Genomic DNA, 26,410 nt, shown 5'->3' with positions numbered 1-26,410 from the left:
GGGCGGCCCGCAGAACGTCACATAAACACCTACCCCCGGGTAACCATGTTCGCCGGCTGCAGCGTTGCTAGCCTGATCGAATGAGCATCGATGTCGTCCGCAAACCACTTCGCGCAGACGCTGCCCGGAACGTGGACAAGATCATCACTGCGGCACGGGACTGCTTCCGCGAACACGGCCCTGAGGTACCCCTCCAGACCATCGCGACGACCGCGGGCGTTGGCCCTGCCACGCTTTTCCGGAACTTCGCCGACAAAGAGGAACTGGTCCTGGCCGCCCTCAACCGCCGGCTCCGCGAGACGGTGGACCCTGTCATCGTCGATGCCCTGTCTGACATTGACCCCGCCACCGGTCTGATGCGCGTTATCGAGGCCATCATGGCCGCCGCGAGCGATGACGCCAACCTGTTGGGCGCAGTGGCGGGCCGCCGCGAGCTGCTGACGGGCATTACCGGTTCCTTGATGGACTCCCTGAGTGTCCTGCTGAGCCGGGGGCAGGGCCAGGGCACACTGCGTCCCGATATTTCCATGACCGACATGTTCCGGCTGCTCGCCATGCTGATCGGCGTGGTGGACACCATGGAACCGGGCTCCGATGCCTGGCGGCGGCCTGTGGCATTGATCGAGGACGCCATCCGTGCTGAACGGCCGCGCCGGCCGCTGCCCGCGCACGTCCCCTTGCCCGCCTCACAGCTCCCGGGTGCCGCGCAGCTCCAGAATTCGTCACAGTTCCAGCACCCGCCTCAGTACAAGGGCACGCGGCTCAGCTGATTGTCGGCGTCACCGTGTTCGATTAGACTCAGGTGGGGGTTACGCAGCCAGCCTCTGAATGATCAGAGGAGCAATTCATGAACAAGTCCTGCGTACTTAAACCCAACCACTTGAACATCCCGCGATGAACGATACCGAGTTTGCCCTCCTCATCAGCGATCCCCGCGGCCCGGAGGAAGTCCTCCCGCTCCTGGCGGCCGAAGAACTCGCGAATCTGCTGGACGCTCTCTACCAAAACCTTGACACTCCTGCGCCGGCCTTAGGCGCCCAGTCCTGGTACGAGCTTGCCGTCGAGGAGAGCGCCCGCCGGACCGGGTCACCGGAGACAGAACAGACTGCCTGAATGACCCTGTGAGCGACCCGGTCAGGGCAGACCGGTCCCCCTTGCCGGGTCCGCTTGCCTTCGCATCCTGACGCTCATTTTGAAGCTCATTTTGATGCTCATCCCGCGACGCTGATCCAGCGACACCGCTGAGTCACGTGTTCAGTCGGTGTCGCCTTCGGGGTCTTTTTCCTGATCCCCGGAACCGGGCCGCTTCCCTGCGTCATGGCCTTCAGCAGCCGCGGCCTCGGCCTGCTGGTGCTGCTGGTCGTGCTCATGCTGATGGGGCACGTGGTCCTTCGCCTGCAACAGGTGCTGCTGCAGCTTTCCCTCCGCGTCCCGCCGACGCCGGGACGTATCACGCATTTCCCTGGTCGCTTCGGACGTGCCCGCGTTGTATCTCTGCCGTGACTTGGACTCGGTCATATGCTGCGTGGCTGCCGCGCCGTCAGCATCCGGTTCGCTGGTCTCTGGCCCGTTGGTCTCTGGTTCGTTCATCGCCGGTGGCTCCTCTCGGCCGCGCAAATCGCATCCTGCCGGAATGGTGTCCGGCGGTTGTCATTCAGCATTCGTTGGCTCAGCGAAACAAGTTTCAGCGCGCCGATTCCCGGTGCCGGAGTTCAGCCCGGACCGCGGCGTGCAGGGCGTTCATCTCCGATCCTTGGCCGACATCCAACGCCGTTTTGAGTCGTTCGGAGAGCAGGTCCAGATCCTCCGCGGGCAAGTCCGCCAGGGACCGGAACCGCGTGAAGAACCGCTTGACCGGCAGACCGGCCCGCCGGCCATCACGCCGGGCCTTGCCGGTTCTCGCACTGAGTGCATGCAGTCTTTTTTCCATGGGTATCCCTGACGACAGAGTCCACGGCCAACTGCATAGCCAAGCCCAGCCTACAGCGCCGGTTGGCTGCACCACCAGAGTCTGCAAAGGTTCCACGTGATTGCCGGTGTCGCCCCCGCTGGGTTGCCTTCGGCCCGCTGGAAGCTGAATTGGGGACCCCGTTTGGTTGCTAGTTCCACCCGATAAGCCGCAACAGAGCCGCAGTGCCGGCTCCCACGAGGACCACCAGCAGGAAGGGTGCCCGGAAGGCCAGCGCGACGGCGGCGGCAGCCAGTGCGCCCAGCCGCGCGTCGGCCGCCAGGGTCTGTCCGGTGGCGACCGTGTTGACGATGGTCAGGGATGCAAGGAGTCCGATGGTCATGGTCCCCGCCACCCTGGACATCCGGGGATTCTTTAGCAGCTTGGCCGGGACGAAATAGCCCACCAGCTTCCATGCGTACGCAAGTCCACACGCCAACAGCAGCCAGATCCAGAGATTCATAGACCCGCCCGCCGTGTTTCTCCGTGTCCGTGGCCGTGGCCGCGGTGCCGCTCCCCGTATGGGTCAACATCCGGTTCCAGCCCTTCATCGCTGCGCCCGTGGCTGAACCAGCCGATCAGGGCTGCCACCACGGCGGCAATGAGGATGGGCACGCCGGCGGGCACGAACGGCACGGCCACAACTGTGGCCAAGGCACACACGACGGCGATTGCGGCAGGCTCGCGTCCCTTCAACCGAGGCCACAGCAGCGCCAGGAATGCTGCCACTGCTGCCCCGTCCAGTCCCCACTGTTTGGGGTCGCCCAGCCCGCTTCCCGCCAGGGCACCCACCGCGGTGAACAGGTTCCAGAGCACGTAGATGCCAATGCCGGCGGTCCAGAAACCGCGCTGCTGTTCAGCCGGATCGCTCTGTCCGCTGCTGGTTGCCGTCGACTCGTCGATGGTGAGCTGCGCCGCCACAAACCGCCGCCAGCCGGTTGGATGCAGGAGGGCATTGAGCTGCATGCCGTAGATTCCGTTGCGCATTCCCAGCAGCGTCGCCGCACTCATGGCGGCCACGCCTGATCCCCCGCCCGCTACCACCCCGATGAAGGCGAACTGGGAACCTCCGCTGAACAGCAGGAGGCTCAGCGCCATGGTCTGCCAGAAATCGAGGCCGGACGTGACTGAGAGCGCCCCGAAGGAGATGCCGTACAGCCCGGTGGCGATGCTGATCGAGATACCAACCCGGACCGCGGGGGAAGCGAGGAGTTTCGGTGCGGACGGGCGGAAAGGCATGGTCCCACTCAATCACAGGAACCGGTCAGGACGGCAGCTGGACCTGATGCCCGGTGGATTGGAGCTGTGCCAGTACCCGGGCCGGCGTATTGGTGGTGATCTCGTGGATTCCCAACCCCTGGCATAAGGCCACGTCCCTTTCGGTATCCACGGTCCACACCCGGAAGCGGCGGCCGGACTCCAGCCAGCGCTGAACGGTCCGGGCGTGTTCGCGGACGTAGATGATCCCGGGCCCCGCGAGGAGAACCTCGCAGTCATCGAGGATGCGTTCGGCCTCCAGCTGCGCGGCCTTCATGACATTGGCGACGGCGCTGCCGGTCAGCGGCCCGAGGCCCAGCTCATCGCGGAGCTCATCGACGTCGATGTCGTCCACCAGCTGGCAGATGAATTCGGACGGGACTGTCCGGAGAAGGTGCTTCACCGAATCCGGGCTGAAGCTCATGAAGGTCACGTTGATGTTGTCCAGTGTGGACGTCTTCGCATCCCAGCCCTCGCTCCGCAGCACCTGCAGCACCCGGTCCTCGAGCTTGAGCTGGTAAGGGCTGGGATGTTTGAGCTCGATGGCCAGTCCAATAGGCCGGCCGGCTGAACGCAGGATGTCCAGGAGATCCGGCAACGACAGGAATTGATCCGACCGTGCGCCGAATTTCTCCGGGATCCGCACACCTTTCCAGGACGAAAAGTCCAGCAGCCGCAGCTCCGCCAAAGTACGGTCCGCCACAGGGCCGGTTCCGTCCGAAGTACGGTCCAGGTTGGCGTCGTGGAGCAGCACCGGGTGCTGGTCCCGGGTGAGGTGGATATCGCATTCAACTCCGTCCGCGCCGTCGGCGATGGCCTGGAGGTAGGCGGCACGGGTATGTTCGGCAAATGCGGCGCTGGCGCCCCGGTGGGCGAACACCAGCGGCCTGTTCGGCCTGGCTTCGTCGAATCTCATGAGGACACGCTAGCGGACGCCGGGCGGCCGCGCGGGGCTAGGCTGGGCTCATGCAGGTGAACTCTGAGCCAACTACCCGGCAAGACCCAGCCCGGCCCGCAGGTGCCACCCATCCTGCCCAGGGGGCCGCCGCCGTCGTCGGTCATCAACTCAGTGCAGGGGACGCCGAAAAGGCGGCCGCGCTGCGCAAGATGAAGCTTCTGGCGCTGGGACTGCTTATCGCCATGGCCATCGTTTTTGTGTTCGCGTTTGCGTTCCAGAAGGACTATCCGTGGCTGCAGTACGTCCGGGCGGCCGCCGAGGGCGGCATGGTGGGCGCGCTCGCTGACTGGTTTGCCGTGACCGCGCTGTTCAAATACCCCATGGGAATCAAGATCCCGCACACAGCCATTATCCCGCGCCGCAAGGACCAGATCGGGGCGTCGCTGGGCGAATTTGTGGAGACCAACTTCCTGTCCGAGCAGGTGGTTCAGGACAAGCTGGCAAGCGTGAACATCGCCCGCAAGGCCGGGCAATGGCTCGCCGCTCCCGGCGGCGCCGAACGCGTCGCCAAGGAGGGCGCCGCCGTCATCCGCGGCGCGTTCAAGGTGTTGAACGACGACGACGTCCAGGCGGTCATCGAGGGAATGGTGCGCAAGCATCTGCTGGCTCCGCCATGGGGACCTCCGGTGGGCAGGCTGGCGGAGCGGATTTTTCACGACGGGCACCACCACAGCCTGGTGGACCTCCTGGTGGACCGGGCAGCGGACTGGGTCAACGACAACCACGAAACCGTCAGCCGGCTGGTGTCGGACCGGTCCCCCACCTGGGTGCCGCAGTTTGTGGATGGGCTGGTGGGCGACAAGGTCTACGTGGAGATTCTTAAGTTCACCCGCGCAGTCCAGTCCGATCCCAACCACCAGGTCCGGCAGGCCATCGACAAGTACTTGAACGATCTCGCCCAGGACCTGCAGCATGACCCGAAGATGATCGCGCGGGCGGAGGACATCAAGGCCCAGGTCCTCGGTGACCCCGAGGTCCGCGAACTGGCTTCCCGTACGTGGGGCACCATCAAGGGCGCACTGCTCAGCGCCGTCGACGATCCCCGCAGCGAGCTCACTCTGAAGTTCAAGGCGGCGGTGCGGGACTTCGGTTCGCGGCTGGTGAACGATGATGAACTGGCCGGCAAGGTCAATGCCTGGATCGGCGACGCCGCCGGCTACCTGGTGCGTACCTATCGCAAGGACATCGCGGGCGTCATCACCGATACCGTGGCCCGCTGGGATGCTGAAGAAACGTCGCAGAAGATCGAGCTCCAGGTGGGCAAGGACCTGCAGTTCATCCGGATCAACGGCACCGTGGTGGGGTCCTTGGCAGGGCTGGTCATCTTCAGCGCCGCGCACCTGGTCTTCGGCTAGCCCTCGAAGCAACGCGGGGTCACTTTTGGTCCCTTCGAGGCGCTTTTTCGGGCGAAAAGTGACCCCGCGTTGCTTCAGGGAAGGTGGGATTAGTGGGCGAACGACTCCAGCGCGACGCCGACGGCTTCGAGGCCTGCCCGCACGCGGGCAGCCATCTCCACGGCCCCGGGGGTATCGCCGTGGATGCACAGGGAATCGGGCCTGACCTGAACCACCGTTCCGTCCACGGCCACCACTTCTCCCTTGACCGCGAGGCGCACTGCCCGCTCAACGATCGAGTCGACGTCGTGCAGGACGGCGCCTTCCTGCGAGCGCGGCACAAGTGTCCCGTCGGGCTGGTAGGCGCGGTCCACGAAAGCCTCAACGAACACAGGGTGACCGGCTTCCTTCGCCTGCTCCAGGAGCTCTGAGCCAGGCAGGCCCAGGATCGGAAGGCCGGGATCGTACGCCTGGATGGCGGCAACAACGGCTGAGGCCTGCTCCGCATCGTGGACCAGGCGGTTGTACAGCGCGCCGTGCGGCTTCACGTAATCAACCGAGGCCCCGACGGCGTGAGCCACACCGTCGAGGGCGCCCAACTGGTACAGGACGTCACCAAAAAGTTCGTCGAAGGACATGTCCATGGACCGGCGGCCGAAACCGGCCAGATCCCGGTAACCCACATGGGCCCCGACCGTCACATCCAGTTCGAACGCCGCGCGGCAGCTGTCAAGCATGGTGACCGGATCACCGGCGTGGAAACCGCAGGCGACGTTGGCGCTGGTCACCAGCCGGAACATCGAGGCATCGTCCCCCATGTTCCAGGAACCAAACGATTCGCCGAGATCAGCATTAAGATCCAAGATTGTTGCCTTCCAGTGTGAGGTTCTCCGGAGCCGCAGTGGCCTTGAGCTCGCCGGGAACGGTATCCGGCATCGGGCCGAAGGCATCCTTGGCGTTGGCCACCACGGCGCGGCCCATGATGAGGTTACCCGCACCGCCCACCACGGCGCCGATGCCGAACGGAAGGGCCCGGCCGAACAACGCTGAGCCCTGGCGTTTCAGCAGGTTCTTCAGGAAGGCCTTCTGGATCCTGTTCCTGACGGCGCCGAAGCCGGTGGGCATGGACTTGGAGAGGACATTTCCCCACGCCTGCGTGGCGTTGGCGCCTTTGCCCATCGCCTGGCCGCTCAGCGTTCCGAGCAGGGCAGTGCCCTCCTCCCCCAGCATGATGGCCATGACCATGGTGCTGGCCTTTTCCGGGTTGGTCAGGCGGATTCCATGCAGTTCAGCGAGCGAAGTGGCGTACAGCGCCGTCGCTTCGAGGAATCCGACTGTCGCGGCTGCGGACAGCCCCAGTGAGGCCACCGTTCCGACGCCGGGCACAACGGCTGTTGCCCCGACAATGGCGCCGCCGCCGGTGACGGCACGCAAATAGTCGCGCTCAAGGATCTCGGCGAGCTTCGCCGCACTGGCCCGGGGGTGCTTGCGTTGCAGCCGCCGGACGTATGCGAGCACGAACGGACGCTGGATCTCCACTGCCCGCAGCAGCACGTTGTGCACTCCGGGTTTTGGCTTGCCTTCGGCGTCGAACACCGCGTTGTGGGCGGTCTCCTGAGCGATTCGAACTGCGGGATTGCTGCGCTTGGACATGGTCACCTCTGCTTCTGTGCTGCTTCCATCCGCCGGCAGCTTTGGCTCCGGCCCTACCTTAACACTAAGGGGGCTTAACACTTTGGGAAGCTCACACAGGGGTGAGCCCCCTGAGGGCCCGCAAAGCCAGGCGTTCGGAGGTACCGCCCCCTCCACACCGAGCCTAGACTTGGCCTATGCCCGCCCTCCAAGCCCTGCGGCCGTTTGCGCACCGGGAGTACCGGGTCCTCATTGCAGCACTGGCCATCTCCATCTTCGGATCAGGGATGTGGGCCGTCGCGATGGTCTACCAGGTGATCCACCTCGGCGGCGGTCCGCTGGAGCTTTCCCTGGTAGCAGCTGCAGGGAGCGTCGGATTGGTGGCCTTCGTCCTCGCCGGCGGGATTGCCGCAGACCGTGTGCCGCAACGGCTCCTGATCATCGGCGTCGAGGGCGCCAACCTGGCCGTGATCGCCACCATCAGCGTCCTGGCCATGGCAGGGTGGCTGCAGCTGTGGCACCTAGCCGTGGGCAGTTTCGTCCTGGGAGTGGGTGCGGCGTTCTTTTTCCCGGCCTACTCCGCAATCCTTCCGCGCATTCTTCCACCGGAGGACCTGCTTGCTGCCAACGGCATGGAGGGGACCATGCGCCCGATGCTGCAGCAAGCGGCTGGGCCCGCCGTCGCCGGCATCCTGGTGGCCGCGCTCTCGCCCTCGCACGCCCTGACCGGCGTAGCCGCCTGCCACCTGGCAGCGTTCATTACCCTGAACTTCCTGGGCCGTCACGCCCTGACCGCCCACCCAGAGCACGGCACAACCGCAGCAGGAACCCCCAAGGCGTCGTTGTTGGCCGATCTGCGGGAGGGCATCAGATACACGGTCCGGACCCCGTGGCTGTTGTGGACCTTGCTGTGGGCCTGCATTTCGGTGCTGTTCCTGATCGGCCCCATTGAAGTGCTGATGCCGTTTGTGGTGCGCGACCAATTGGGCGGAGACTCCCGCATGTTCGGCTTCCTGCTTGCCGTCATGGGTGTGGGCGGTGCGGCCGGCTCACTGCTGACCGCGTCCCTGAAGCTGCCGCGCCGCTACCTCACGGTCATGATGGTGTGCTGGGGAGCGGGCAGCCTGCCCCTGGCCGCCATCGGAATCCTGGACAACTTCTGGACGGTGGCCGTTGCAGTGTTCATCTTTGGCGCCACCGGGGGCGTGGGCATGGTCATCTGGGGCACGCTGCTCCAGCGGCGGGTACCAGGCCACCTGCTTGGCCGCGTCTCCAGCCTGGACTTCTTTGTGTCCCTCGCGCTGATGCCGGTCTCCATGGCACTGGCCGGACCCGCCGCCGAAGTGTTCCCGATCTGGGCCATCTTCCTCTTCGCGGGCGGGGTCTGTCCGATCCTGGCAGTCATCGCCATGATCGTGGCCCGGATGCCCGACGACGAATTGTCCCACCCGCTGGACACCCCAGCTGGCGTTGAACGCATGCCAGGAACTGAACGCACGACGGCGGCCGGAGACTGACGTCCCAGCCCAAGGGGGCACTGGCCCAGGGGGCCCTGGCTGGTCTGGGAGGGGCTAGCTGTTGATGCGCACGATGGGGAGGCTGGCAGTCGGCGGCCCGCTGGGGAAAACCGTCCGCTCCTGGAACTCAACCGGTTCCAGGACCACCCGGACCGGGTCCTCCCCGACGCTGAACAGCTCGCCGCGGACATCCACGTCCAGGGGCTCACCGCTGCGGACACCCAGGGTGAGTGCACCGGCGTCGAGTTGAACGTGCAGCAGGCGGCCCAGGATCTTGAGGTGGAAGGACAGCCCTTCCCATTCGGCGGGCAGCCGCGGGTCAAAGAACGGCACCGGCCCCTGGTCCCGGAGCCCGGCGAAGCCGCTGACCAGGGAGCTCCAGACTCCCCCGGTCGAGGCGATGTGCACGCCGTCGATAGTGTTCCCGTGGGTGTCATCCAGGTCAATGAAGGCCGCGTCCGTGAAGTGCTTCAGGGCAGCTTCGGGGTGCCCCACCTCGGCGGCCATGATCCCCTGCACGCAGGCCGAGAGGGTGGAGTCGCCGGTGGTGATGGGATCGTAGAAGTCAAAGGCACGGCGCTTTTCGACCGGGGTGAAGTCCTGCCACTGCAGGAACATGGCCAGCACCGTGTCCGCCTGCTTCAACACCTGGTGGCGGTAGATCACCAGTGGGTGGAAGTGCAGCAGCAACGGGTACTTGGACCGTGGGGTGGTCCAGTCCCAGGCCTCCAGGGTCATGAAATCGTTGTCCTGGGAATACACTTCGAGGTCTTCGTCGAAGGGCAGCTGCATGCGGTTGGCGGCCTGCATCCAGAATTCCCGTTCGGCGTCGTCGATCTCCGCATGATCCAGTTCAGCTGCGGCCCGAAGGTTAAACCTGGCCATGACGTTGGTATAGAGGTTGTCGTTGACAACTGCAGTGTATTCATCCGGACCGGTGACGCCGTGGATGTGGAACTGGCCATCCTTGCCGAAGAAGCCGAGCGAGCTCCACATGCGGGCGGTCTCGATAAGCAGTTCGGCGCCCATGCCCTCCCGGAAGGTTTCGTCGCCGCTGGCCCAGATGTAGCGGTTGGTGGCGAAGGCGATGGCAGCGGCGATGTGGAACTGGGCGGTGCCGGCAGCATAGTAGGCGCTGGCTTCCAGGCCGTTGATGGTGCGCCACGGGAACAGCGCGCCGTCCACGCTGAGTTCCTTGGCCCGGATTTTGGCAGCCGGTAGCATGTCGTGCCGGAACTCCAGGACCTTGCGGGCGCCGTCGGGGTTGGTGTACGTGAGGTAGGGCAGGAGGTAGACCTCCTGGTCCCAGAAGTAGTGGCCTTCGTAGCCGGAGCCGCTGACGCCCTTGGCGGGAATGCCGGCGACGTCGGCCCTGGCCGTGGCCTGCGCCAGCTGGAACAGGTTCCAGCGGATGGCCTGCTGGAGTTCGGGCTGGCCGCCCACCTGGATGTCCGAGGTGGCCCAGTACTGCCGATAGTGTTCCTCGCTCTCGGCGAAGATTTCCGCGACGCTCCGCAGGCCGCCCTCAGCAGCCTCGGCCGCGTCCTGGTTCGAGTCCTGGACACCGCGGCCGGCGGCATAGCTGACACTCTTTTCCAGCCGGAAGGGCTCATCGGCGCCCACTGCCAGGACATAGCGGACGCTGCTTTCGTCCTGCCCTGCCAGGGTGTCGAACGGCTGATGGCCGGCGGAGGTCCAGTGGTCCACGGCAAGTCCCACGCGCTGCCGTGACTCGGCGGCTTCCCACGCCAGCCGGAGCGACCCGTCGGAACCTTCGATCCGCAGTGGCAGCAGGACCCTGCCGGCGTGGCGGCCGGCCCGGCGCGGGTCATGCGTGGAGTGGTCCTCCACTGGCTGGTCCTGGCGGTTGATGATGGCGGACGTGACGTCAGCCGAAACATCGCGGTCCGCTGCCACTTCAAGTGAGATGCCCAGGCTGCCGCGCGAGACGAACCCGACAGCGCGGCGCTCAGTGGTGGTCACAGTTGCACCGGACCGGCACTGCCAGGTGATGCGGCATTCGTAGCTGCCGGTGGAAAAGTCAACGGACCGGCGGTAGCCCAGCACCGTTGATTCCGCGAGTGACAGGGTCTCACCGTCGATGATCACGGTGAAGTTGTTCGCGTCCGGGATGTAGATGATCCGCTGCCCGGTCCGGGCGAAGCCAAAGGCATTTTCCGCGTGTTTGATGTCCCAGATCTCGTGCAGTCCGTTGATGAAGCTGCCGGGAAGGTCAGCGTCCGCGGCCGCCCAGTGGGCGCCGCGGATGCCCAGATGTCCGTTGCCCAGGGCAAAGAGCGTTTCCAGGATGCCCTCGGTGCCGGGCTCATGGCGTGTTTCCACGAGCTGCCAGGGGGTGTTGGGGAACCGTTCGCGGTCCGCGGTGATAAGTGCCATGGTGTTGGGGTCCTCAGGCGTTGTGGGTGTTGCGGCTGGATCATGGGCAGCCGGGTTGTCAGCAGGCGGGTCCGCGGCGTGGGGAGGGCGCCGCAGGTGGATGGGGGAAAGCTAGAGAAGTTCCTTGAGGTCGTTGACCACGTGGGTAGCGCCGGCGTCGAACAGCGTCTGCCGGCCTGCGCCCCGGTCGACGCCGATCACTGAGTGGAACCGCCCCGCGCGGCCAGCCCGGACGCCGGACACCGCGTCCTCAACCACCACGCATTCTTCGCTGGGCTGCCCCAGCAGCCCTGCGGCGTACTCGTAGGTGGCAGGGCTCGGTTTGCCGGGCAGTCCCTCCGCGGCGGCCACCACTCCGTCCACCACGACGCTGAAGTGCCCGTTCAGGCCCGCTGCCTTCAGGACCGCCGGCGCGTTGCGCGAGGAGGATACGACGGCGACCTTGAGTCCGCGCTCCAGCACGGCTTCGAGGAAAAGCACCGAACCTTCAAAAGGCTCGACGCCGGCACTGACGATGTCATTGAAGACCTCGTTTTTCCGGTTACCCAGCCCCTGGACGGTCATCTTCGTGGGGTCTTCATCAGTGGAGCCCTCGGGAAGCACGATGCCGCGGGACGCCAGGAAGTCCCGGACGCCGTCGAACCTGGGTTTGCCATCGATGTGGTCGAAGTAGTCGTCTTCGCGGTAGGCGGGCACGTCGGGGCGGGATGCCAGGAAGCCGTCGAAGAGTTCGTGCCACGCCCGTTCGTGGACTGTTGCGGTGGGGGTCAGCACGCCGTCCAGATCGAAGAGGATGGCTGAAGCGGTGGCCCAATCGGACGATTGGGTTTTCGAAATCTCGGTCACGCGTGGTGTCCTTTCAGACGGCGGGCAGCCACAGAGGCATGGTTTCCAGGGAGCTGTTCGTGAAGAGGCGTTTCTCAGTGAGGGTCAGACAGGAAGTTGCGGACCACGATGTCCACGGAATCAGCAGGGGCGGCGGAGGGCCTGGGCACAAATACCCGGCGGGCCGTTGGGCTGCTATGAGAAGTCTTCTTCCATCATGGGCGTCATGACGTGTCCTGACAAGCGAGGCACCAGCGGCCCCAACTGGGCCTTGAGAAGTGTAAGCGCTTACAAATTTCGCTCGCAACTGTTTTTTTTGGGCCCGGCGGTTTCCGGGCAGCGCTGGTTCAGCCCAGAACGTAGTGCCGGAGGAAGGCACTGACGTCCACCATCTCCGTTTTGCTCATGGCGTGGCCCATCCCGGGGTAGGTCCTGGCGGTCAGTTGCGTGTGCTCTTTCAGCCACTCTTCGGTGTAGGCCGTGGCGTCCTCGTTGATCACCAGGTCAGCCCTGTCCCGCCCCCAGAAGAATGGCGGCTTGGCGGTAAAGGTTTCACTGAGCGAGAGAAGCTCGTTTTCCAGGACAAATCCGGACAACCCCACCGTCGCCTTGTAGTCGTCGGGGTGGAGGCGCAGCAGCGTGCTGGCCATGGCCATTCCCTGCGAATAGCCGAGGAGGCTCACGCTGCTGTGCCGGCCTTTGACCTGGTTGATCCACGTCTGGACGGCGTTGGTTGCAGTGATGACGTCTGCGAAGTCGTTCGCCAGGAAGTAGTCCAGAAGGAACCAGCCATAGTGGTCTCCGATCACCATGGGCGCACGCAGCGCGGCGCAGGTGAACTCCGACGGCAGGTACTCAAACAGCCGCACCATCCGGGATTCGTCGGTGCCGTAGCCGTGCATCATGACCAACAGCGGGGTTCCCGCCCGTTCAGCCTCCGGTTTGGACCAAACTACTGTTTCCATCGGATCAGCCTAGCCAGTACGGCACGCTGAACAGCCACTACTCCCGCGCCGCGCCGCCCGCCCAATGATTGAATAGCGCTGCTGCGGGCTGTACCTTGAGGATAAGACAGCATGCTTACCGTTCAGCACCCGCACCGTACGCGAACCACAGCAGACCCGGACCACCGCACTCGACCCACAAGGAGCAAGTCATGAGAATCGGTTCTTCCATCTTCCTCATCGCCCTCGGCGCCATCCTGGCCTGGGCTGTCGCTCCAGGGCTCATCCCCTTCATTGACCAAGTGATGATCGGCTACATCCTCATGGCGGTTGGTGTGATCGGGCTGATCGCATCGCTCATCCTGGCCTCGCCGGCCCGCAGCCGCCGCGTCAGCGAAACCCGCTCAGTGGTTGATCCCAACACCGGCGAACGCATCACCCGCAATGAAAGCCGCGACGCCGGACTCTAACCGCCGAACAGCCGGACGCAATAGCGCCTCTGATGGATCCCGAAAAGCCGGGCCAGACCAGCACATGGTCCGGTCCGGCTTTTTCGTCGACCGGCAGGCTCTCCAAGGGGTAAACCGACCTTCTTTGTTTCGTGTGGGTTTCCATTGACAAACCAACACAAACGCAGATAAAGTCAGGGAATCCAACATCATGTGATGTCAGTCACCGGACTTCACAGCCACACAGGATCCAGCACTTTACGCAACGGAGGGTACGTGTTCGCCGAGGAGCGCCAGCAGAAGATTGCCGAGCTTGTAGCCGGCAGCGGCCGCGTGACCGTCAACCTGCTCGCGGAGCGCTTCAGCATCACCACCGAAACGGTCCGCCGCGACCTCGCCACCCTCGAAACCGCAGGCACGGTGCGCCGGGTGCACGGCGGTGCCGTCGCAGCCGATCGCTTCAGCACCATCGAGGAAAGCATCACCGACCGGACAGTCCAGCGCCCGGGGCAGAAGATGCGGATCGCGGACGCTGCCCTGGCGCTGATACCCCCGGCGAAATCCGGGAGCATCCTGCTCGACGGCGGCTCCACCACCGAGGCGCTGGCTGACCTGCTGTCCCGGCGCACCGCCGCCGCCCCTTCCGGCTCAGTGGCTGCGCCTGAACTCGTGGTCATCACGAACGCTGTCCCCATTGCCGCGAGGCTGGCGAGCACGCCCGGTATTGCCCTCCAGCTCCTGGGTGGCCGGGTGCGCGGCCTGACCCAAGCCGCAGTCGGCCAGGCAACCGTGGATGCTGCTCACCGGATGCGGCCGGACATTGCGTTCATCGGCACCAACGGCATCCACGCCGATTTTGGCCTCAGCACGCCCGATCCTGAAGAAGCCGCCGTCAAGGCAGCCTTCGTCCATTCGGCCCGCCGCATTGTGGTGCTGGCCGATTCCTCCAAGCTGGACGCCGAAACCCTGGTCCAGTTCGCCTCCCTGAAAGATCTGGACACCTTGATAACTGACAGCGAGCCCAGCGCAGAACTCACAGCAGCCCTCACCGAGGCCGGCGTTGACGTGGTGATCGTATGATCGTCACGTTCACGGCCAACCCCAGCCTCGACCGCACCGTGGCCCTGCCCGGCCCGTTGGAACGCGGCGAAGTCCAGCGTGCCGTGTCGGTCAGCCAGGAATCAGGGGGCAAGGGTGTCAACGTGTCCCGGGCACTGTGCGCCTCAGGTGTTGAAACTGTGGCGGTCCTTCCGGGGGCCGACAGCGATCCCGTCCTCGCCGGGCTCCGCCACGATAAGGTTCCGTTCGCCGCCCTTGCCATCGACGAGCCGCTGCGCACCAACGTAGCCCTGACGGAACCCGGCGGTGTCACCACCAAGATCAATGAACCCGGCCCGCTCCTCACCGAAGCCCAGCAAGAAGCCCTGATCGCATTGCTCCTGGAGCGTTCGCGCGGGGCCAGCTGGGTGATCCTGGCCGGTTCCCTGCCGCCCGGCTTCCCGGCTGACTTCTACGCCACCGTCACGCGGCGGCTGCGTGCCGCGGGCAACGGCAACACGCCGCTGATCGCTGTCGACTCCTCCGGCGGCCCGCTCGCCGGCGCCGTCTCAGGTACTTCACAGGACGGTGTGTCCGGGAAACCGGACCTCCTCAAACCCAACGCCGAGGAACTGGCTGAACTGGCTGCAGCAGCCGGCTTCGCCACGGCGTCAACCGCCGAGGAACTCGAAGCGGATCCGGTGGCTGCCGCAGCGGCCGCGGCCGCCGTCGTGCGTTCCGGTGTGGGTGCTGTGCTGGCAACTCTCGGATCAAAGGGAGCTGTCCTTGTAACGGCCGACGGCGCGTGGCTGGCCACGCATCCGCCGGTCGCAGCGGTCAGTACGGTCGGCGCGGGCGATTCGTCGCTGGCTGGCTATCTGCTCGCCCACGGCCAGGGCGCCGCCCCGGCCGATTGCCTCCGTCAGGCAGTGGCCCACGGTGCCGCCGCCGCTTCCCTGCCGGGTTCCACTGTCCCGGCAGTCCACCAAACCACCCCGGATGCCGTAACCATCACGGCCCTTCGAAAGGATTGACAGTGACTCAGCTCATCACCACAGAACTGGTCGAGCTCGACCAGAACCTGGGCAGCTCGCCCGAGGACGTGATCCGGCACCTGGCCAGCAAAGTTGCTGCCACCGGACGCGCATCAGAAGTCGAAGGCCTCTTCGCCGACGCCTTCGCCCGCGAACAGAAGACAGCCACGGGCATCCCCGGCGGCATTGCGATTCCCCACTGCCGGTCCGAGGCGGTCATCGAACCGACCCTGGCCATGGCCCGCCTTAACCCCAAGGTGGACTTCGGTGCCAAGGACGGCCCGGCGGACCTGGTCTTCTTCATCGCTGCTCCCGCCGGCGCCGACCAGGAACACCTCAAGCTCCTCTCCAAGCTGGCCCGGTCCCTGATCAAAAAGGACTTCACCGCTGCCCTGCGCAACGCCTCGTCCCGCGAGGAGATCGTGGCGCTGGTGGATGGCGCTTTGGCGGACAAGCCGGCAGCCCACGCCGCTGCTCCCGCCGATGCAGTCCCTGTGGGCGCCGCAGTTGGCGCAGCAGGTGCTGCAGGTGCTTCCGCTGCTCACGCGGGTGCTCCGGCAGGTTCGGACGCCCGAGGGCCCAAGCGTCTGGTCGCGGTGACCGCGTGCCCCACCGGCATCGCCCACACGTATATGGCCGCCGACTCGCTCGTGGCTGCTGCCAAGGAAATGGGCGTTGACCTGCAGGTGGAAACCCAAGGCTCCTCCGGCGCCCAGGCATTGGACCCCGCCGTGATCGCCGCAGCGGACGCCGTGATCTTCGCCGTCGACGTGGATGTGCGCGGCAAGGAGCGTTTTGCCGGAAAGCCCGTCATCAACGCGCCGGTCAAGCGCGGCATCGACGAGCCGGAGAAGATGGTCCAGGAAGCGCTCGCCGCGGCCGACAACCCCAATGCCCGCCGGGTCCCGCACTTCGGTGCTGAGGAGCAGGCCCAACACGAGGCTGAGGAAAAGGGCGAGCACATCGGGCAGAAACTCAAGAAAGCCCTGCTCACCGGTGTCAGTTACATGATCCCGTTCGTGGCAGGCGGCGGCCTGCTGATCGCTCTCGGCTTCCTCATGGGCGGCTACCTGATCACCAAGTACGCTGACACGATCGTTGTCCAGAACAGCCTCTTCAACCTGCCCACCGAATTCCCGGAGAATGCCTGGGGCCCGCTGGGCGCCTACCTCGGCGCTGTGCTGTTCAAGATCGGTGCACTCTCGCTGGGCTTCCTGGTTCCGGCGCTGGCCGGCTATATCGCCTACGCGATCGCCGACCGTCCCGGCATCGCCCCCGGCTTCGTCGCCGGTGCCGTGGCCGGATTCATGGGTGCCGGCTTCCTCGGCGGCATCGTCGGCGGCCTGCTCGCCGGCTACATCGCCCATGTGGTGGGCCGCCTGCAGGTACCCCGCTGGCTGCGCGGCCTGATGCCCGTGGTGATCATCCCGCTGCTTGCATCGCTGGTGGCGTCCGGCCTGATGTTCCTGATCCTGGGCGGACCGATCGTCGCCATCACCAAGGGCCTGAACGGCTGGCTGTCCGGCCTGACCGGCGCCGGCGCTATCGCGCTCGGCGTGATCCTGGGCCTTATGATGTGCTTCGACCTCGGCGGCCCGGTCAACAAGGTTGCCTACTCGTTCGCCGTCGCCGGCCTGGGTGCCGCAACCATGGACAACCAGGCGCCTTGGCAGATCATGGCAGCAGTCATGGCCTCCGGCATGGTTCCCCCGCTGGCCATGGCGCTGGCGTCAACGGTCCTGAACAAGAAGCTTTTCAGCCTCGCGGAGCAGGAAAACGGCAAGGCTGCGTGGCTGCTGGGGGCGTCCTTCATCTCCGAAGGTGCCATCCCCTTCGCCGCGGCCGACCCCCTGCGCGTCATCCCCGCCAGCATGCTGGGCGGCGCCGTCACCGGAGCCATCTCGATGGCGGCAGGCGTCGGCTCCAAGGCACCGCATGGCGGCATCTTCGTCTTCTTCGCCATTGACAACTTCGTGATGTTCGTCGTCTCGATCGTGGCCGGTACGGTAGTTACCGCCCTGTCGGTGATCGCCCTCAAGCGCTGGGCAGTCAAGAAGACCGTTGATACGGTTGAACCGGTTCCCGTAACCGTCTAAGCCGGCCCCAAACCACCTAACCTCCCGGCACTGAACCGTCAGCATGCCGAACGACTAAGGAGCAAGAATGTCAGAACGCACCGCAACCGTCGCCAGCCGCGTTGGCCTGCACGCCCGCCCCGCCGCCATCTTCGCAGAGGCCGCCGGCGAGTACGACCTTGACATCACCATCGCCCGCGAGGGCGAGCCCGTTGACGAGGCAATGGACGCTGCGAGCATCCTCTCCCTGATGAGCCTGGGCGCTTCCCACGGCGATGTTGTGGTGCTTCGCGCCGAAGGTACCGGGGCCGACGACGCCCTGGAGAGCCTGGTCCGGATCCTGGAAACGGATCACGACGCCTAGCAGCGGTTTCCCGCCGGCAGCCGCCGTCGCGCCTTCCCTGTTGGGAGGTGCGACGGCGGCTGTTGCCTTTAAGGGGCCAGTGCTGCGGGTGCCCGTGGCGGTTGCGGTGCCGGCCGGGGCCTAGCGCCGCTCCGCAATCTTCTTGACGTCCGCCACGAGCATGTCCCACATGCCCCGGGAGTGCTCTGCCGCTTCTTCGCTGGCGTTGTTGTCCTGCGAGAGCGTGAACCCGGTCCGGCCGCCCTGGTCCTCAAGGGTCCAGGTCAGTGTGTGGTAGTTTTCGGGTTTGTCGTCCTCGCCGCCGAGCGGGCTGAAGTGGGTATGGACCAGCTTTTGGCCCGGCACCACTTCAAGGATCTGTCCCTTGTCCTCGTAGGTCTTGCCTTCCCACTCACCGCGCCACAGAATGGGGCCGCCCACGGTCCACTCGGTCTCCAGATCGGCGCCGAACATGAATTCCTTCACGGCTGCCGGATCCGTGATGACCTCCCAGACGCGGTCCGGCGGGGCATCGATGGTGATCGCGGATTCGGCCACAAATTCCCCGGGCATCAGCGGGCCTTCCGCGCGGTCAGCAGGAGATATTCCCAGTGCATCTGCCACGCCGCGTCGCCATGGGCCTCCCCGAACGAATCGGCCAGCTCGATAAGGGCACTGTCCAGGGCCTTGGCCTTGTCTGCGTCGTTGCCGATGAATTTGTAGACCGAGATGGTGGGACCGTAATGGGACTTGAAGTACCGCAGGAAGTCCTGGGGCTGATGGAAGCTGTGGATGGCCAGGGTGCGCTTTTGCGCCTTGATGTCCGTGATCCGGTCGCCGAAGAGTTCCCGCACGTGGTCCTCGCTGCCCCAGAGCGGCCCCGGCGATGCCCCGGGCGGCGGAGGCGGTGCGAAGGGCTTCAGGGTGGCAAGCATCTTCCCGAGGAACCCTTCGGGCGTCCAGTTAAGCAGTCCGATCGTGCCGCCGGGCTTGCATACGCGCACGATCTCATCGGCACTTGCCTGATGGTGCGGAGCAAACATCACGCCCAGGCAGGACGTCACCACATCAAAGGCGTTGTCCTCGAACGGCAGGGCCTCGGCGTCGGCTTCCACCCATTCCAGTTCCACCGCGCGATCGGCTGCCTGCCGGCGCCCGGCGTCGAACAGTTCCGGGGTGAGGTCGCTGGCCACAACCTTGCCGCCCATCATGGCGGCGGGAATGGCAGCGTTGCCGGCGCCTGCAGCCACGTCCAGCACGCGCTGCTTGGGCTTGATTCCGCAGGCATCCACCAGGATGGCTCCGAGGTCGTTGACCAGTTCGGCTGCCAGTGCCGGGTAGTCCCCCGAGGCCCACATGGCCCGGTGCTTTTGCTTCAGCGCCAGGTCAGCCTCGTCTGCTTTCGCTTCGCCATTCATCTCGGGACCCCTCTTCTTTGACAGGTTTTGAGTGACAGCACGCTGTTGGCACAGTGGAGGCTGCGATGCGACCCATTGTGGCTGCATCGCAGTGGGCTGTAAAGCGTCCTGTGGTGCCTTGGCAAATCCACAGCAAGCAGCCTTAGTGTTTCCTTGTTTTTCCACAGGCACCGAATTAGCGTGGAAGCCTGACCAGCAACGACGTGGAAGCCTGAACAGCTACGGCCCGGCACCAGCGCCCAGGAAGTTCCCCGCCGACGCTTGAGGGAGGATGAGATGCCAGCCAAGAAGAGCCCCAGCCTGAAGGACCCTGAACTCTATGAGGAACTGCGCGAAGATGGCGCATCCAAGCAGAAGGCGGCCCGCATCTCCAACGCGGCCGCGAGCAAGGGCCGCTCCGCCGTGGGCCGAAAGGGCGGAAAAGCAGGCGACTATGAGGACTGGACTGTCCCGCAACTGAAGGCCAAAGCCAAGGAAATAGGACTGACCGGGTACTCCGCGAAGAAGAAGAGCGAACTTATCTCCGCGCTCCGGAATTCCTAGGCGGCGGCCATCTCCCGAAAACCCCGGGCCTTCAAAGGCCCGGCCCGACGCCCGCGTGGTTCTACAACGTCATGCGCCCTTCCGCGCACGGGCAGTGGTGGACTTCGCCGCAGGCTCTGCCGTCGAAGAGTCCGCCTTGGCTGCTGGTTTGCGGGCAGTGGACGCGGTGGACTTGGTGGCGGTGGTCTTCGTGACGGCAGTCTTCGCAGCTGTGGATTTGGCAGTGCTGGTCTTGGCAGTGCTGGTCTTGGCAGGGCCCGACTTTGCAGTGCTGGTCTTTCCGGTGCTGGTCTTTCCGGCAGCCCTCTTGGATCCCGTGCCGGGCTCCTCCGCTTCGTCCTCGTCTTCGCCGGCCGTGTCCTCCCCGGAACCGGAGACCTCCGAAGCAGCGGCACCACCACCACCGCGCTTCCGGTCCAGGCTGCGCTTGAGCGCTTCCATCAGGTCGATGACTTCACCCTTGCCGCCTTCGCCCGCTTCCGCGCCGAACGTCTCCTCGGTGTCCAGGGAGTCGCCCTTTTCAAGCTTGGCGTCGATGAGCGTTCGAAGCTGGACCTGGTACTCGTCCGTGAAGTGGTCCGGATCGAAATCCGCGGCCATGGACTCCACCAGGGCCGCGGACATTTCGCGTTCCTGTGCGGAGATCCGCACGGACTCGTCAAGGGCCGGGAATTTTGCCTCACGGACCTCGTCGGGCCACAGGAGAGACTGCAGCACCAGCACATCATCCTTGATGCGCAATGCCCCCAGCCGGGTCTTCTCGCGCAGGGCAAACTGGACGATGGCCACACGGTCCGTGTCCTCCAGCGCCCGGCGCAGCAGGACGTAGGCTTTGGGCGTCCTGGAATCCGGCTCCAGGTAGTAGCTCTTCTCAAACATCATGGGTTCCAGCTGCTCCGATGGAACAAACTGCACCACTTCGATCTCGTGGCTGTTCTCCGCCGGAATGGCTTTGAGCTCGTCCTTGGTCAGGACAACAGTCCGGCCGTCATCCTCGAAAGCCTTCTCGATGTCCGAATAGTCAATGATCTTGCTGCACACCTCGCAGCGGCGCTGGTACCGGATCCGGCCGCCGTCGGCATTGTGGACCTGGTGGAGACTGATGTCATGATCCTCGGTGGCGCTGTAGACCTTCACGGGCACGTTGACCAGGCCAAACGCGATGGCACCTTTCCAGATGGCTCTCATTCCTCAAGTGAACCGCACCCGGGGCCGGAGGTGAAGACCCTTGGCCCCTCCTAAGGAACGTGTCCGGGTGGCGGGACGGGAACTGACCCTGACCAACCTGGACAAAATCATCTACCCGGAAACCGGCACCACCAAGGCCGACGTCCTGGCCTACTACGCCGCGGTGGCCCATGTCCTGATACCGGCGGCAGCCAACCGGCCGGCCACCAGGAAACGCTGGGTCAACGGTGTGGGCACCGCCGAGCACCCCGGCGAGGTGTTCTTCCAGAAGAACCTGGAGGATTCGGCGCCGGGCTGGCTCCCCCGCGCCGCCATCACGCACAAGGACCGCACCATCTACTATCCGATGGTCAACGATCCCGCCACCCTCACCTGGTTCGGCCAGATCAATTCGCTGGAAATCCACGTTCCCCAGTGGCAGGTGGACTCCCACGGCAGGCAACTCAATCCGGACCGCCTGGTGCTGGACCTCGACCCCGGCCAAGGCGCAGGGCTCGCGGAATGCGTGGAGGTAGCACTTCTGGCCCGTACCATCCTGCAGGATGTGGGCCTGGATCCGGTCCCGGTGACCAGCGGCAGCAAGGGCATCCACCTCTATGCCGGGCTGGACGGATCGCAGACGTCGGACCAGATCTCGGACTTCGCACACGAACTGGCGCGGGCATTGGAAGCGGATCACCCGGATCTCGCGGTCAGCGACATGAAGAAAACGCTGCGCACGGGCAAGGTCCTGGTGGACTGGAGCCAGAACAGTGCGGCCAAGACCACCATCGTGCCGTATTCACTGCGCGGCCGGCCTACCCCGATGGTCGCCGCCCCGCGGACCTGGCGGGAGCTCAGCTCCCCCAACCTCCAACATCTCGACTACAAAGCGGTGCTGCGCCGGGTCGAGGCGGGCAAGGACCCGTTTGCCGCCGTCGAACGCGGTACGGGACACCCGGGGAGCCCCAACGGCACAACGCCGGATAAGAACGCGGACGACGACGGCGCGCATCCGCGCCTTGAGCGGTACCGTTCCATGCGCGATCCGAACGCGACGCCCGAGCCGTTCACCGGTGCCGAAGGCACCGGCGACACCTTTGTGATCCAGGAACACCACGCCAGCCGGCTGCATTTCGATTTCCGGCTGGAGCATGAAGGAGTCCTGGTGTCCTGGGCCCTGCCCAAGGGTGTGCCGGAGTCGGGCGGCCAGAACCATCTGGCGGTCCAGACCGAGGATCACCCGATGGACTACGCCACGTTTGAAGGGACCATCCCGAAAGGACAGTACGGCGCCGGCGAGGTCACCATCTGGGACCACGGAACCTACGAACTCGAGAAGTGGATCAACGGCAAGGAAGTCATCGCCACGCTCACCGGGTCTGAAGGCGGCGGCCTGGGTGGCACGAGGAAATTTGCCCTGATCCACACAGGGCGCGGGCGGGGCGAGGAGGGGCAATGGCTCATCCACCTGATGGACAAGGAACACCACGGCGGCAGGCACCGGCATGCGCCGGCCGGCGACAACGGTGATGCCGACGCAGACGCGGAGCCCGCAGCCAAGACCTCTGCTGCGCCCCTGGACGACTTTCGGCCCATGATGGCGACCGCCGGAACCCCCGCCGACCTGCAGGGCAGCGAATGGATGTTTGAACTGAAATGGGACGGCGTCCGCGGGATCATCGTTGCTGATGACAAGAAAGTCCGCATCCTCAGCCGCAACGGCAATGACGTCACGGCTACGTATCCCGAGCTGACGGACCGGGCAGGCTGGCCGGCCGGGCCGTTCGTCGCCGACGGTGAGATCATCGCCGTCGGGCCTTCCGGGAGGCCGGATTTCGGGGTGCTCCAGGGGCGCATGAAACTGACTAAAGCGGCCGACGTCGAGAAGGCGCGCCATGCAATCCCCGTCCGGCTCATGCTGTTTGACCTGCTGTCCGTGGGTGGCGAGGACCTCCGCAGAAAGCATTTCCAGACGCGGCGGCAGCAGTTGGCGGAGTTCTTTTCGCCGTCCGACCTTCCGGTGGAACTGTCGCCGGTGTTGGATGAACGGCTGGAGCACATCCTGGAAAGTGCGCAGGAACTGGGCCTGGAGGGGGTGATGGCGAAACGTCCGGACAGCCGTTACGTGAGCGGCCAGCGGACCAGGACCTGGATCAAGATCAAACTCGCCAGAACGCAGGAAGTGGTGGTGGGCGGCTGGCGCCCCGGCCGGGGCGGGCGGGAAAGCTCAGTTGGTTCGCTGCTGGTGGGCATCCCGGAAGGTAAAAACCTGCGGTACGTGGGCCGGGTGGGCAGCGGTTTCAGTTCGCGCGAGCTGACGGAGCTGCGGCAGAAAATGGATGATCTGGCACGTAAGACCTCACCGTTCGACGACGTCCCGCGCGAGGATGCCGCCGACGCCCACTGGGTGACGCCAAAGCTGGTCGGCGAAGTGACGTTTGGTGAGTGGACCGGAAGCGGAAGGCTCCGTCATCCGGTCTGGCGCGGCTGGCGGGTGGACAAGGGCCCGGAGGAAGTGGTTCAGGAAGCGTAGCCGCAACATGTCCCCGGACACGGGTAAGGCCTGGCGACACCCGGATACAGGTGTCGCCAGGCCTTCTGCGTGTCGGTGAACCGGATGCGTGTCGGTGAACCGGACGCGAGTCGGTGAACCGGACGCGAATCTGGATCAGCTCCGCGTCGTCAGGCTGAGCTGCCCCAGGGACCACCCTCCGTTCAGGAAGAGTGCGGCATCTGCGGCCGGCCTGTCCGGTGAACAGCAGTCACGGCTGCTTCATGTCCCGGCCGGCCGTGCATCGTGTTGTTCTCCTTGGGGTGGCGGTTCTTTCCGCTGCCATCGGGCCAGTGCTGCTCTCCGGCAATGGCCATGCCCACGGCAATGGTGGCCGGGCCGGGGAATGCCGGCTGATCCATGGACGCCGCGAGATGGCCCGCGACCTCAGGTTCGATCTTTGCATCAGTCATTTTTTCAGCCATTGTTCTTCCTTTCTACGACGAAATGAAGCGCTCCCTGGATTGGGGGCAAAATAATTCCTGAAGTTCAGTTACCAGCGAATTACCAGCGGACTTTCTTTTCCGCCGGACCCTGTTTGCCACTGACATGCGTGGGTTTGTGGCTTTTGCCTACGCTTTGCAGGCCGGCGTCCCCGCCCCGCGACTTGCTGGCGAGCATGGCCTTCTGGGCCTCCGTCAGCCGGGAGCGGACACCCTTGGGCTCGGGCTGCCCGGAGGTTTCGGGGGCGCTTTCCGCACTGGATCCGGGGTTGCTTGAAGCAGAATCTTTAGTCATTCTTTGGAACCTTTCTGAGGGGATCAGCGTATCTGACGAGCTCGGCCGGGACGAGGGCCTGCGAAACCAGGCCGCAGGGCGTCCCCCTACTCAAGAATCAGTGTTCCCATGGCACAACAATAATCAGGGTCGGAGCAGCTTGTGAACCCCTTCCGGCGCCGGCTCCGGGACCAGCCCGCACAGGCGCCCTGACCCGCCCGGAGTGGTGGTGGCCGTCACTTTCCGGGCCTCCCGGGCACGCCAAAAAGCCGGTAAACCAGGTAGCTGCGAAAAAAGATTGGCTGAGGAACCGTCCAACCCATTGGATGCCAGCAATGGAGCGGCAGGATCGCCGAAAGAAAGTTCCGCAGAACATGCCCGGAAAGGCGGTGAAACAGGGCACCCTACGCCATCCAGCTCTTAGTTGCCAGAGAATTCGCGTAAAATTGAAGGCCTGCCCAGAGCGGGGCAGCTACAAGTCGCAAGCAAATGACCTCCATAGGAGTCGCCCAAATGCCCACAGACCGAAGCACGACCGACTCTTCAGCCGGCGCGAACAGCGCCCGCGGAACCAACAACGCAGTACCGGAAAACGCACTACCCGGGAGCGCCAGGAAACCCAAGCTCCTCGGCCGCCGTCGGCTCAAAGAATCCGACGTGAACGTCGTCAACCAGCCAATGCTGAAAAAGGCACTGGGCGGAACCATCGTGGGCAACACCATGGAATGGTACGACGTCGGCGTCTTCGGCTACCTCATCACCACCATGGGACCGGTGTTCCTGCCGGAATCCGATCCCAGCACGCAAACCCTGTTCCTCTTGGGAACCTTTGCCGCCACCTTCATTGCCCGCCCCCTTGGCGGAGTGATCTTCGGCTGGCTGGGCGACAAGATGGGCCGCCAGAAGATTCTGGCCACCACCCTGATGATCATGGCCGCCAGCACCTTCGCCATCGGCCTGCTGCCCGGCTATGCCCAGATCGGCATGTGGGCCGCGGCCCTCCTGGTGCTGCTCAAGGTTGTCCAGGGGTTCTCCACCGGCGGCGAATACGCCGGTGCCACCACCTTCGTGAGCGAGTACGCGCCGGATAAACGCCGCGGGTTCTTCGCCAGCTTCCTGGACATGGGCAGCTACATGGGGTTCGCGCTCGGCGCCGCCCTCGTCTCCGTCCTGCAGCTGACCATGGGTCAGGCTGCCATGGAAGAGTGGGGCTGGAGGATTCCGTTCCTCATCGCCGGCCCGCTTGGCCTCATCGCCGTGTACTTCCGGAGCAAGATCGAGGAATCGCCGCAATTCCAGGCAACGCTGGATGCCCAGGAGGACCTCGCCAAGCACGCCGCTGCCAGCGACGAAGCCGTGGTCAAGGGACCGGTGGGCATCGTCAAGGCCTACTGGCGCTCCATCATCGTGGCCATGATCCTCGTGGCTGCCGCAAATACCGCGGGCTACGCCCTGACGTCCTACATGCCGACGTACCTCACCGAATCCAAGGGGTACGACCCGGTACATGGCACCTTGCTGACCATCCCCGTGCTGGTCATCATGAGCCTCTGCATTCCGCTGACCGGCAAGCTGTCCGACCGTATTGGCCGCCGCCCGGTCCTCTGGATCGGCGCGCTGAGCACGGTGTCCCTGGCGACGCCTGCATTCCTGCTGATCGGTGTCGGGGAGATCTGGTCCACCCTGGCCGGCCTGGCCCTGATCGCCTTCCCGGTGACGTTCTACGTGGCCAACCTTGCCTCGGCCCTGCCTGCACAGTTCCCCACATCCAGCCGTTACGGCGCCATGGGAATTGCGTACAACTTCTCCGTGGCCATCTTCGGTGGCACCACCCCGTTCATCGTGGCAGCCCTCATCACCGCTACGGGCAACGACATGATGCCGGCGTACTACCTGATGGGCACCTCGGCTATCGGCGCCGTGGCCATCTACTTCCTGAAGGAATCCGCCCAACGTCCGCTGCCGGGCTCCATGCCGAGCGTGGACACCCAGGCGGAGGCCCGCGAACTCGTTGCCGGCCAGGATGAGAATCCCTTGATTGACCTGGCTGAAATGCCGTTCGAGACCCAGGACATCACGACGGCGAGCGCGGCAGCCGAAAAGGTGCCCGCGGCAGCGAACTGAGGCAAGGCTGACTGCGTCTTGTAGTCCACGCTCATGAGGCCCGTCCGGCGTGATTTCCTTGGGGGAATCAGGCAGGGCGGGCCTTAGCCGTGTCTGGCTCCGGCAGGTTACGTCCCGTGTAGGACAGCATGCCGGC

The 26,410-nt window shown here is 65.0% G+C and carries 27 protein-coding genes; 12 read left to right on the top strand and 15 right to left on the bottom strand.

Features of this window, described 5'->3' with window-relative positions; all coding sequences use genetic code 11:
* Positions 1 to 80: 80 nt before the first annotated feature.
* Both ACS5PJ_RS12650 and ACS5PJ_RS12645 read left to right on the top strand, forming a co-directional pair.
* Positions 81 to 770 (top strand): TetR/AcrR family transcriptional regulator, encoded by a 690-nt coding sequence (locus tag ACS5PJ_RS12650; protein ID WP_439435231.1) that lies wholly within the window; start codon positions 81 to 83, stop codon positions 768 to 770.
* Between the two features lie 124 nt (positions 771 to 894).
* The gene (locus ACS5PJ_RS12645; protein WP_439435230.1) at positions 895 to 1,113 is read left to right on the top strand and encodes a hypothetical protein; all 219 of its coding nucleotides are present in this window, start codon (positions 895 to 897) and stop codon (positions 1,111 to 1,113) included.
* A 141-nt stretch (positions 1,114 to 1,254) separates the two neighbouring features.
* Here the strand turns inward: ACS5PJ_RS12645 and ACS5PJ_RS12640 are convergent, their stop codons facing one another.
* From ACS5PJ_RS12640 to ACS5PJ_RS12620, 5 genes are all read right to left on the bottom strand, one after another.
* The gene (locus ACS5PJ_RS12640; RefSeq protein WP_439435229.1) at positions 1,255 to 1,590 is read right to left on the bottom strand and encodes a hypothetical protein; all 336 of its coding nucleotides are present in this window, start codon (positions 1,588 to 1,590) and stop codon (positions 1,255 to 1,257) included.
* Between the two features lie 94 nt (positions 1,591 to 1,684).
* Positions 1,685 to 1,930, bottom strand: a complete 246-nt coding sequence (locus ACS5PJ_RS12635; RefSeq protein ID WP_439435228.1) for a hypothetical protein — start codon at positions 1,928 to 1,930, stop codon at positions 1,685 to 1,687.
* 169 nt (positions 1,931 to 2,099) lie between these two features.
* Positions 2,100 to 2,411, bottom strand: coding sequence for an AzlD domain-containing protein (locus tag ACS5PJ_RS12630; RefSeq protein ID WP_439435227.1), 312 nt, complete (start codon positions 2,409 to 2,411; stop codon positions 2,100 to 2,102).
* Complete coding sequence (locus tag ACS5PJ_RS12625; RefSeq protein ID WP_439435226.1) at positions 2,408 to 3,187, bottom strand: AzlC family ABC transporter permease; 780 nt, start codon at positions 3,185 to 3,187, stop codon at positions 2,408 to 2,410. Before ACS5PJ_RS12625 ends, ACS5PJ_RS12630 begins: the two co-directional genes overlap by 4 nt.
* Before the next feature lie 25 nt (positions 3,188 to 3,212).
* Entirely contained in the window at positions 3,213 to 4,121 is a 909-nt protein-coding gene (locus ACS5PJ_RS12620; RefSeq protein WP_439435225.1) for a glycerophosphodiester phosphodiesterase, read from the bottom strand.
* Positions 4,122 to 4,171: 50 nt separating this feature from the next.
* Here ACS5PJ_RS12620 and ACS5PJ_RS12615 point away from each other — a divergent pair, with 50 nt between their 5' ends.
* Positions 4,172 to 5,518, top strand: a complete 1,347-nt coding sequence (locus ACS5PJ_RS12615; RefSeq protein WP_439435224.1) for a DUF445 domain-containing protein — start codon at positions 4,172 to 4,174, stop codon at positions 5,516 to 5,518.
* A gap of 89 nt (positions 5,519 to 5,607) precedes the next feature.
* On the opposite strand, the gene ACS5PJ_RS12610 is transcribed toward ACS5PJ_RS12615, so the two are convergent.
* Together ACS5PJ_RS12610 and ACS5PJ_RS12605 are read right to left on the bottom strand one after the other, a co-directional pair.
* Positions 5,608 to 6,360, bottom strand: coding sequence for a LamB/YcsF family protein (locus tag ACS5PJ_RS12610; protein WP_439435223.1), 753 nt, complete (start codon positions 6,358 to 6,360; stop codon positions 5,608 to 5,610).
* Positions 6,350 to 7,150 carry a hypothetical protein gene (locus ACS5PJ_RS12605; RefSeq protein ID WP_439435222.1) on the bottom strand — a complete coding sequence of 267 codons (801 nt, stop codon included), beginning with the start codon at positions 7,148 to 7,150 and terminating at the stop codon, positions 6,350 to 6,352. Before ACS5PJ_RS12605 ends, ACS5PJ_RS12610 begins: the two co-directional genes overlap by 11 nt.
* Before the next feature lie 176 nt (positions 7,151 to 7,326).
* Here ACS5PJ_RS12605 and ACS5PJ_RS12600 point away from each other — a divergent pair, with 176 nt between their 5' ends.
* The gene (locus ACS5PJ_RS12600; protein ID WP_439435221.1) at positions 7,327 to 8,646 is read left to right on the top strand and encodes an MFS transporter; all 1,320 of its coding nucleotides are present in this window, start codon (positions 7,327 to 7,329) and stop codon (positions 8,644 to 8,646) included.
* A gap of 54 nt (positions 8,647 to 8,700) precedes the next feature.
* Here ACS5PJ_RS12600 and ACS5PJ_RS12595 read toward each other — a convergent pair whose 3' ends face one another.
* The 3 genes from ACS5PJ_RS12595 to ACS5PJ_RS12585 all read right to left on the bottom strand — a co-directional run bounded on the left by ACS5PJ_RS12595 (position 8,701) and on the right by ACS5PJ_RS12585 (position 12,833).
* Positions 8,701 to 11,043, bottom strand: coding sequence for a glycoside hydrolase family 65 protein (locus ACS5PJ_RS12595; protein WP_439435220.1), 2,343 nt, complete (start codon positions 11,041 to 11,043; stop codon positions 8,701 to 8,703).
* Between the two features lie 111 nt (positions 11,044 to 11,154).
* Positions 11,155 to 11,889, bottom strand: coding sequence for an HAD family hydrolase (locus ACS5PJ_RS12590; RefSeq protein ID WP_439435219.1), 735 nt, complete (start codon positions 11,887 to 11,889; stop codon positions 11,155 to 11,157).
* Positions 11,890 to 12,215: 326 nt separating this feature from the next.
* Positions 12,216 to 12,833, bottom strand: a complete 618-nt coding sequence (locus ACS5PJ_RS12585; RefSeq protein WP_439435218.1) for an alpha/beta hydrolase — start codon at positions 12,831 to 12,833, stop codon at positions 12,216 to 12,218.
* 191 nt (positions 12,834 to 13,024) lie between these two features.
* Between ACS5PJ_RS12585 and ACS5PJ_RS12580 the strand changes: the two genes are divergently transcribed.
* The 5 genes from ACS5PJ_RS12580 to ACS5PJ_RS12560 all read left to right on the top strand — a co-directional run bounded on the left by ACS5PJ_RS12580 (position 13,025) and on the right by ACS5PJ_RS12560 (position 17,772).
* Entirely contained in the window at positions 13,025 to 13,282 is a 258-nt protein-coding gene (locus ACS5PJ_RS12580; RefSeq protein WP_439435217.1) for a DUF6458 family protein, read from the top strand.
* A 255-nt stretch (positions 13,283 to 13,537) separates the two neighbouring features.
* Entirely contained in the window at positions 13,538 to 14,341 is an 804-nt protein-coding gene (locus ACS5PJ_RS12575) for a DeoR/GlpR family DNA-binding transcription regulator (protein WP_439435419.1), read from the top strand.
* Positions 14,338 to 15,333: a 1-phosphofructokinase family hexose kinase gene (locus ACS5PJ_RS12570; RefSeq protein ID WP_439435216.1), complete on the top strand. Its 996-nt coding sequence runs from the start codon at positions 14,338 to 14,340 to the stop codon at positions 15,331 to 15,333. The genes ACS5PJ_RS12575 and ACS5PJ_RS12570 overlap by 4 nt, the downstream gene beginning before the upstream one ends.
* 2 nt (positions 15,334 to 15,335) lie before the next feature.
* Positions 15,336 to 17,429, top strand: coding sequence for a PTS fructose transporter subunit IIABC (locus ACS5PJ_RS12565; protein WP_439435215.1), 2,094 nt, complete (start codon positions 15,336 to 15,338; stop codon positions 17,427 to 17,429).
* A 67-nt stretch (positions 17,430 to 17,496) separates the two neighbouring features.
* Positions 17,497 to 17,772 carry an HPr family phosphocarrier protein gene (locus ACS5PJ_RS12560; protein ID WP_439435214.1) on the top strand — a complete coding sequence of 92 codons (276 nt, stop codon included), beginning with the start codon at positions 17,497 to 17,499 and terminating at the stop codon, positions 17,770 to 17,772.
* Between the two features lie 120 nt (positions 17,773 to 17,892).
* Here ACS5PJ_RS12560 and ACS5PJ_RS12555 read toward each other — a convergent pair whose 3' ends face one another.
* Positions 17,893 to 18,324, bottom strand: a complete 432-nt coding sequence (locus ACS5PJ_RS12555) for an SRPBCC domain-containing protein (protein ID WP_439435213.1) — start codon at positions 18,322 to 18,324, stop codon at positions 17,893 to 17,895.
* Positions 18,324 to 19,169: a class I SAM-dependent methyltransferase gene (locus ACS5PJ_RS12550; protein ID WP_439435212.1), complete on the bottom strand. Its 846-nt coding sequence runs from the start codon at positions 19,167 to 19,169 to the stop codon at positions 18,324 to 18,326. The genes ACS5PJ_RS12555 and ACS5PJ_RS12550 overlap by 1 nt, the downstream gene beginning before the upstream one ends.
* Before the next feature lie 276 nt (positions 19,170 to 19,445).
* Between ACS5PJ_RS12550 and ACS5PJ_RS12545 the strand changes: the two genes are divergently transcribed.
* A complete protein-coding gene (locus ACS5PJ_RS12545) occupies positions 19,446 to 19,712 on the top strand; it encodes a DUF7218 family protein (protein ID WP_439435211.1) in 267 nt (88 codons plus the stop codon).
* A gap of 69 nt (positions 19,713 to 19,781) precedes the next feature.
* Here the strand turns inward: ACS5PJ_RS12545 and ku are convergent, their stop codons facing one another.
* On the bottom strand, positions 19,782 to 20,900 hold the full coding sequence (gene ku / locus ACS5PJ_RS12540) for a non-homologous end joining protein Ku (protein ID WP_439435210.1): 1,119 nt from the start codon (positions 20,898 to 20,900) through the stop codon (positions 19,782 to 19,784).
* Between the two features lie 40 nt (positions 20,901 to 20,940).
* Here ku and ACS5PJ_RS12535 point away from each other — a divergent pair, with 40 nt between their 5' ends.
* Entirely contained in the window at positions 20,941 to 23,415 is a 2,475-nt protein-coding gene (locus ACS5PJ_RS12535) for an ATP-dependent DNA ligase (RefSeq protein ID WP_439435209.1), read from the top strand.
* Positions 23,416 to 23,597: 182 nt separating this feature from the next.
* Here the strand turns inward: ACS5PJ_RS12535 and ACS5PJ_RS12530 are convergent, their stop codons facing one another.
* Together ACS5PJ_RS12530 and ACS5PJ_RS12525 are read right to left on the bottom strand one after the other, a co-directional pair.
* The gene (locus ACS5PJ_RS12530; protein WP_439435208.1) at positions 23,598 to 23,858 is read right to left on the bottom strand and encodes a hypothetical protein; all 261 of its coding nucleotides are present in this window, start codon (positions 23,856 to 23,858) and stop codon (positions 23,598 to 23,600) included.
* Positions 23,859 to 23,937: 79 nt separating this feature from the next.
* Positions 23,938 to 24,171, bottom strand: a complete 234-nt coding sequence (locus tag ACS5PJ_RS12525) for a hypothetical protein (RefSeq protein WP_439435207.1) — start codon at positions 24,169 to 24,171, stop codon at positions 23,938 to 23,940.
* A gap of 492 nt (positions 24,172 to 24,663) precedes the next feature.
* Here ACS5PJ_RS12525 and ACS5PJ_RS12520 point away from each other — a divergent pair, with 492 nt between their 5' ends.
* Positions 24,664 to 26,274, top strand: a complete 1,611-nt coding sequence (locus ACS5PJ_RS12520; RefSeq protein ID WP_439435206.1) for an MFS transporter — start codon at positions 24,664 to 24,666, stop codon at positions 26,272 to 26,274.
* Positions 26,275 to 26,410: the final 136 nt, after the last annotated feature.

This window comes from Pseudarthrobacter cremeus (genome assembly GCF_051857465.1).
In the GTDB taxonomy this organism is placed as follows: domain Bacteria; phylum Actinomycetota; class Actinomycetes; order Actinomycetales; family Micrococcaceae; genus Arthrobacter.
The sequence above is the reverse complement of the archived record's forward strand: the minus strand, read 5'-3'. Positions and strand labels throughout refer to the sequence as shown.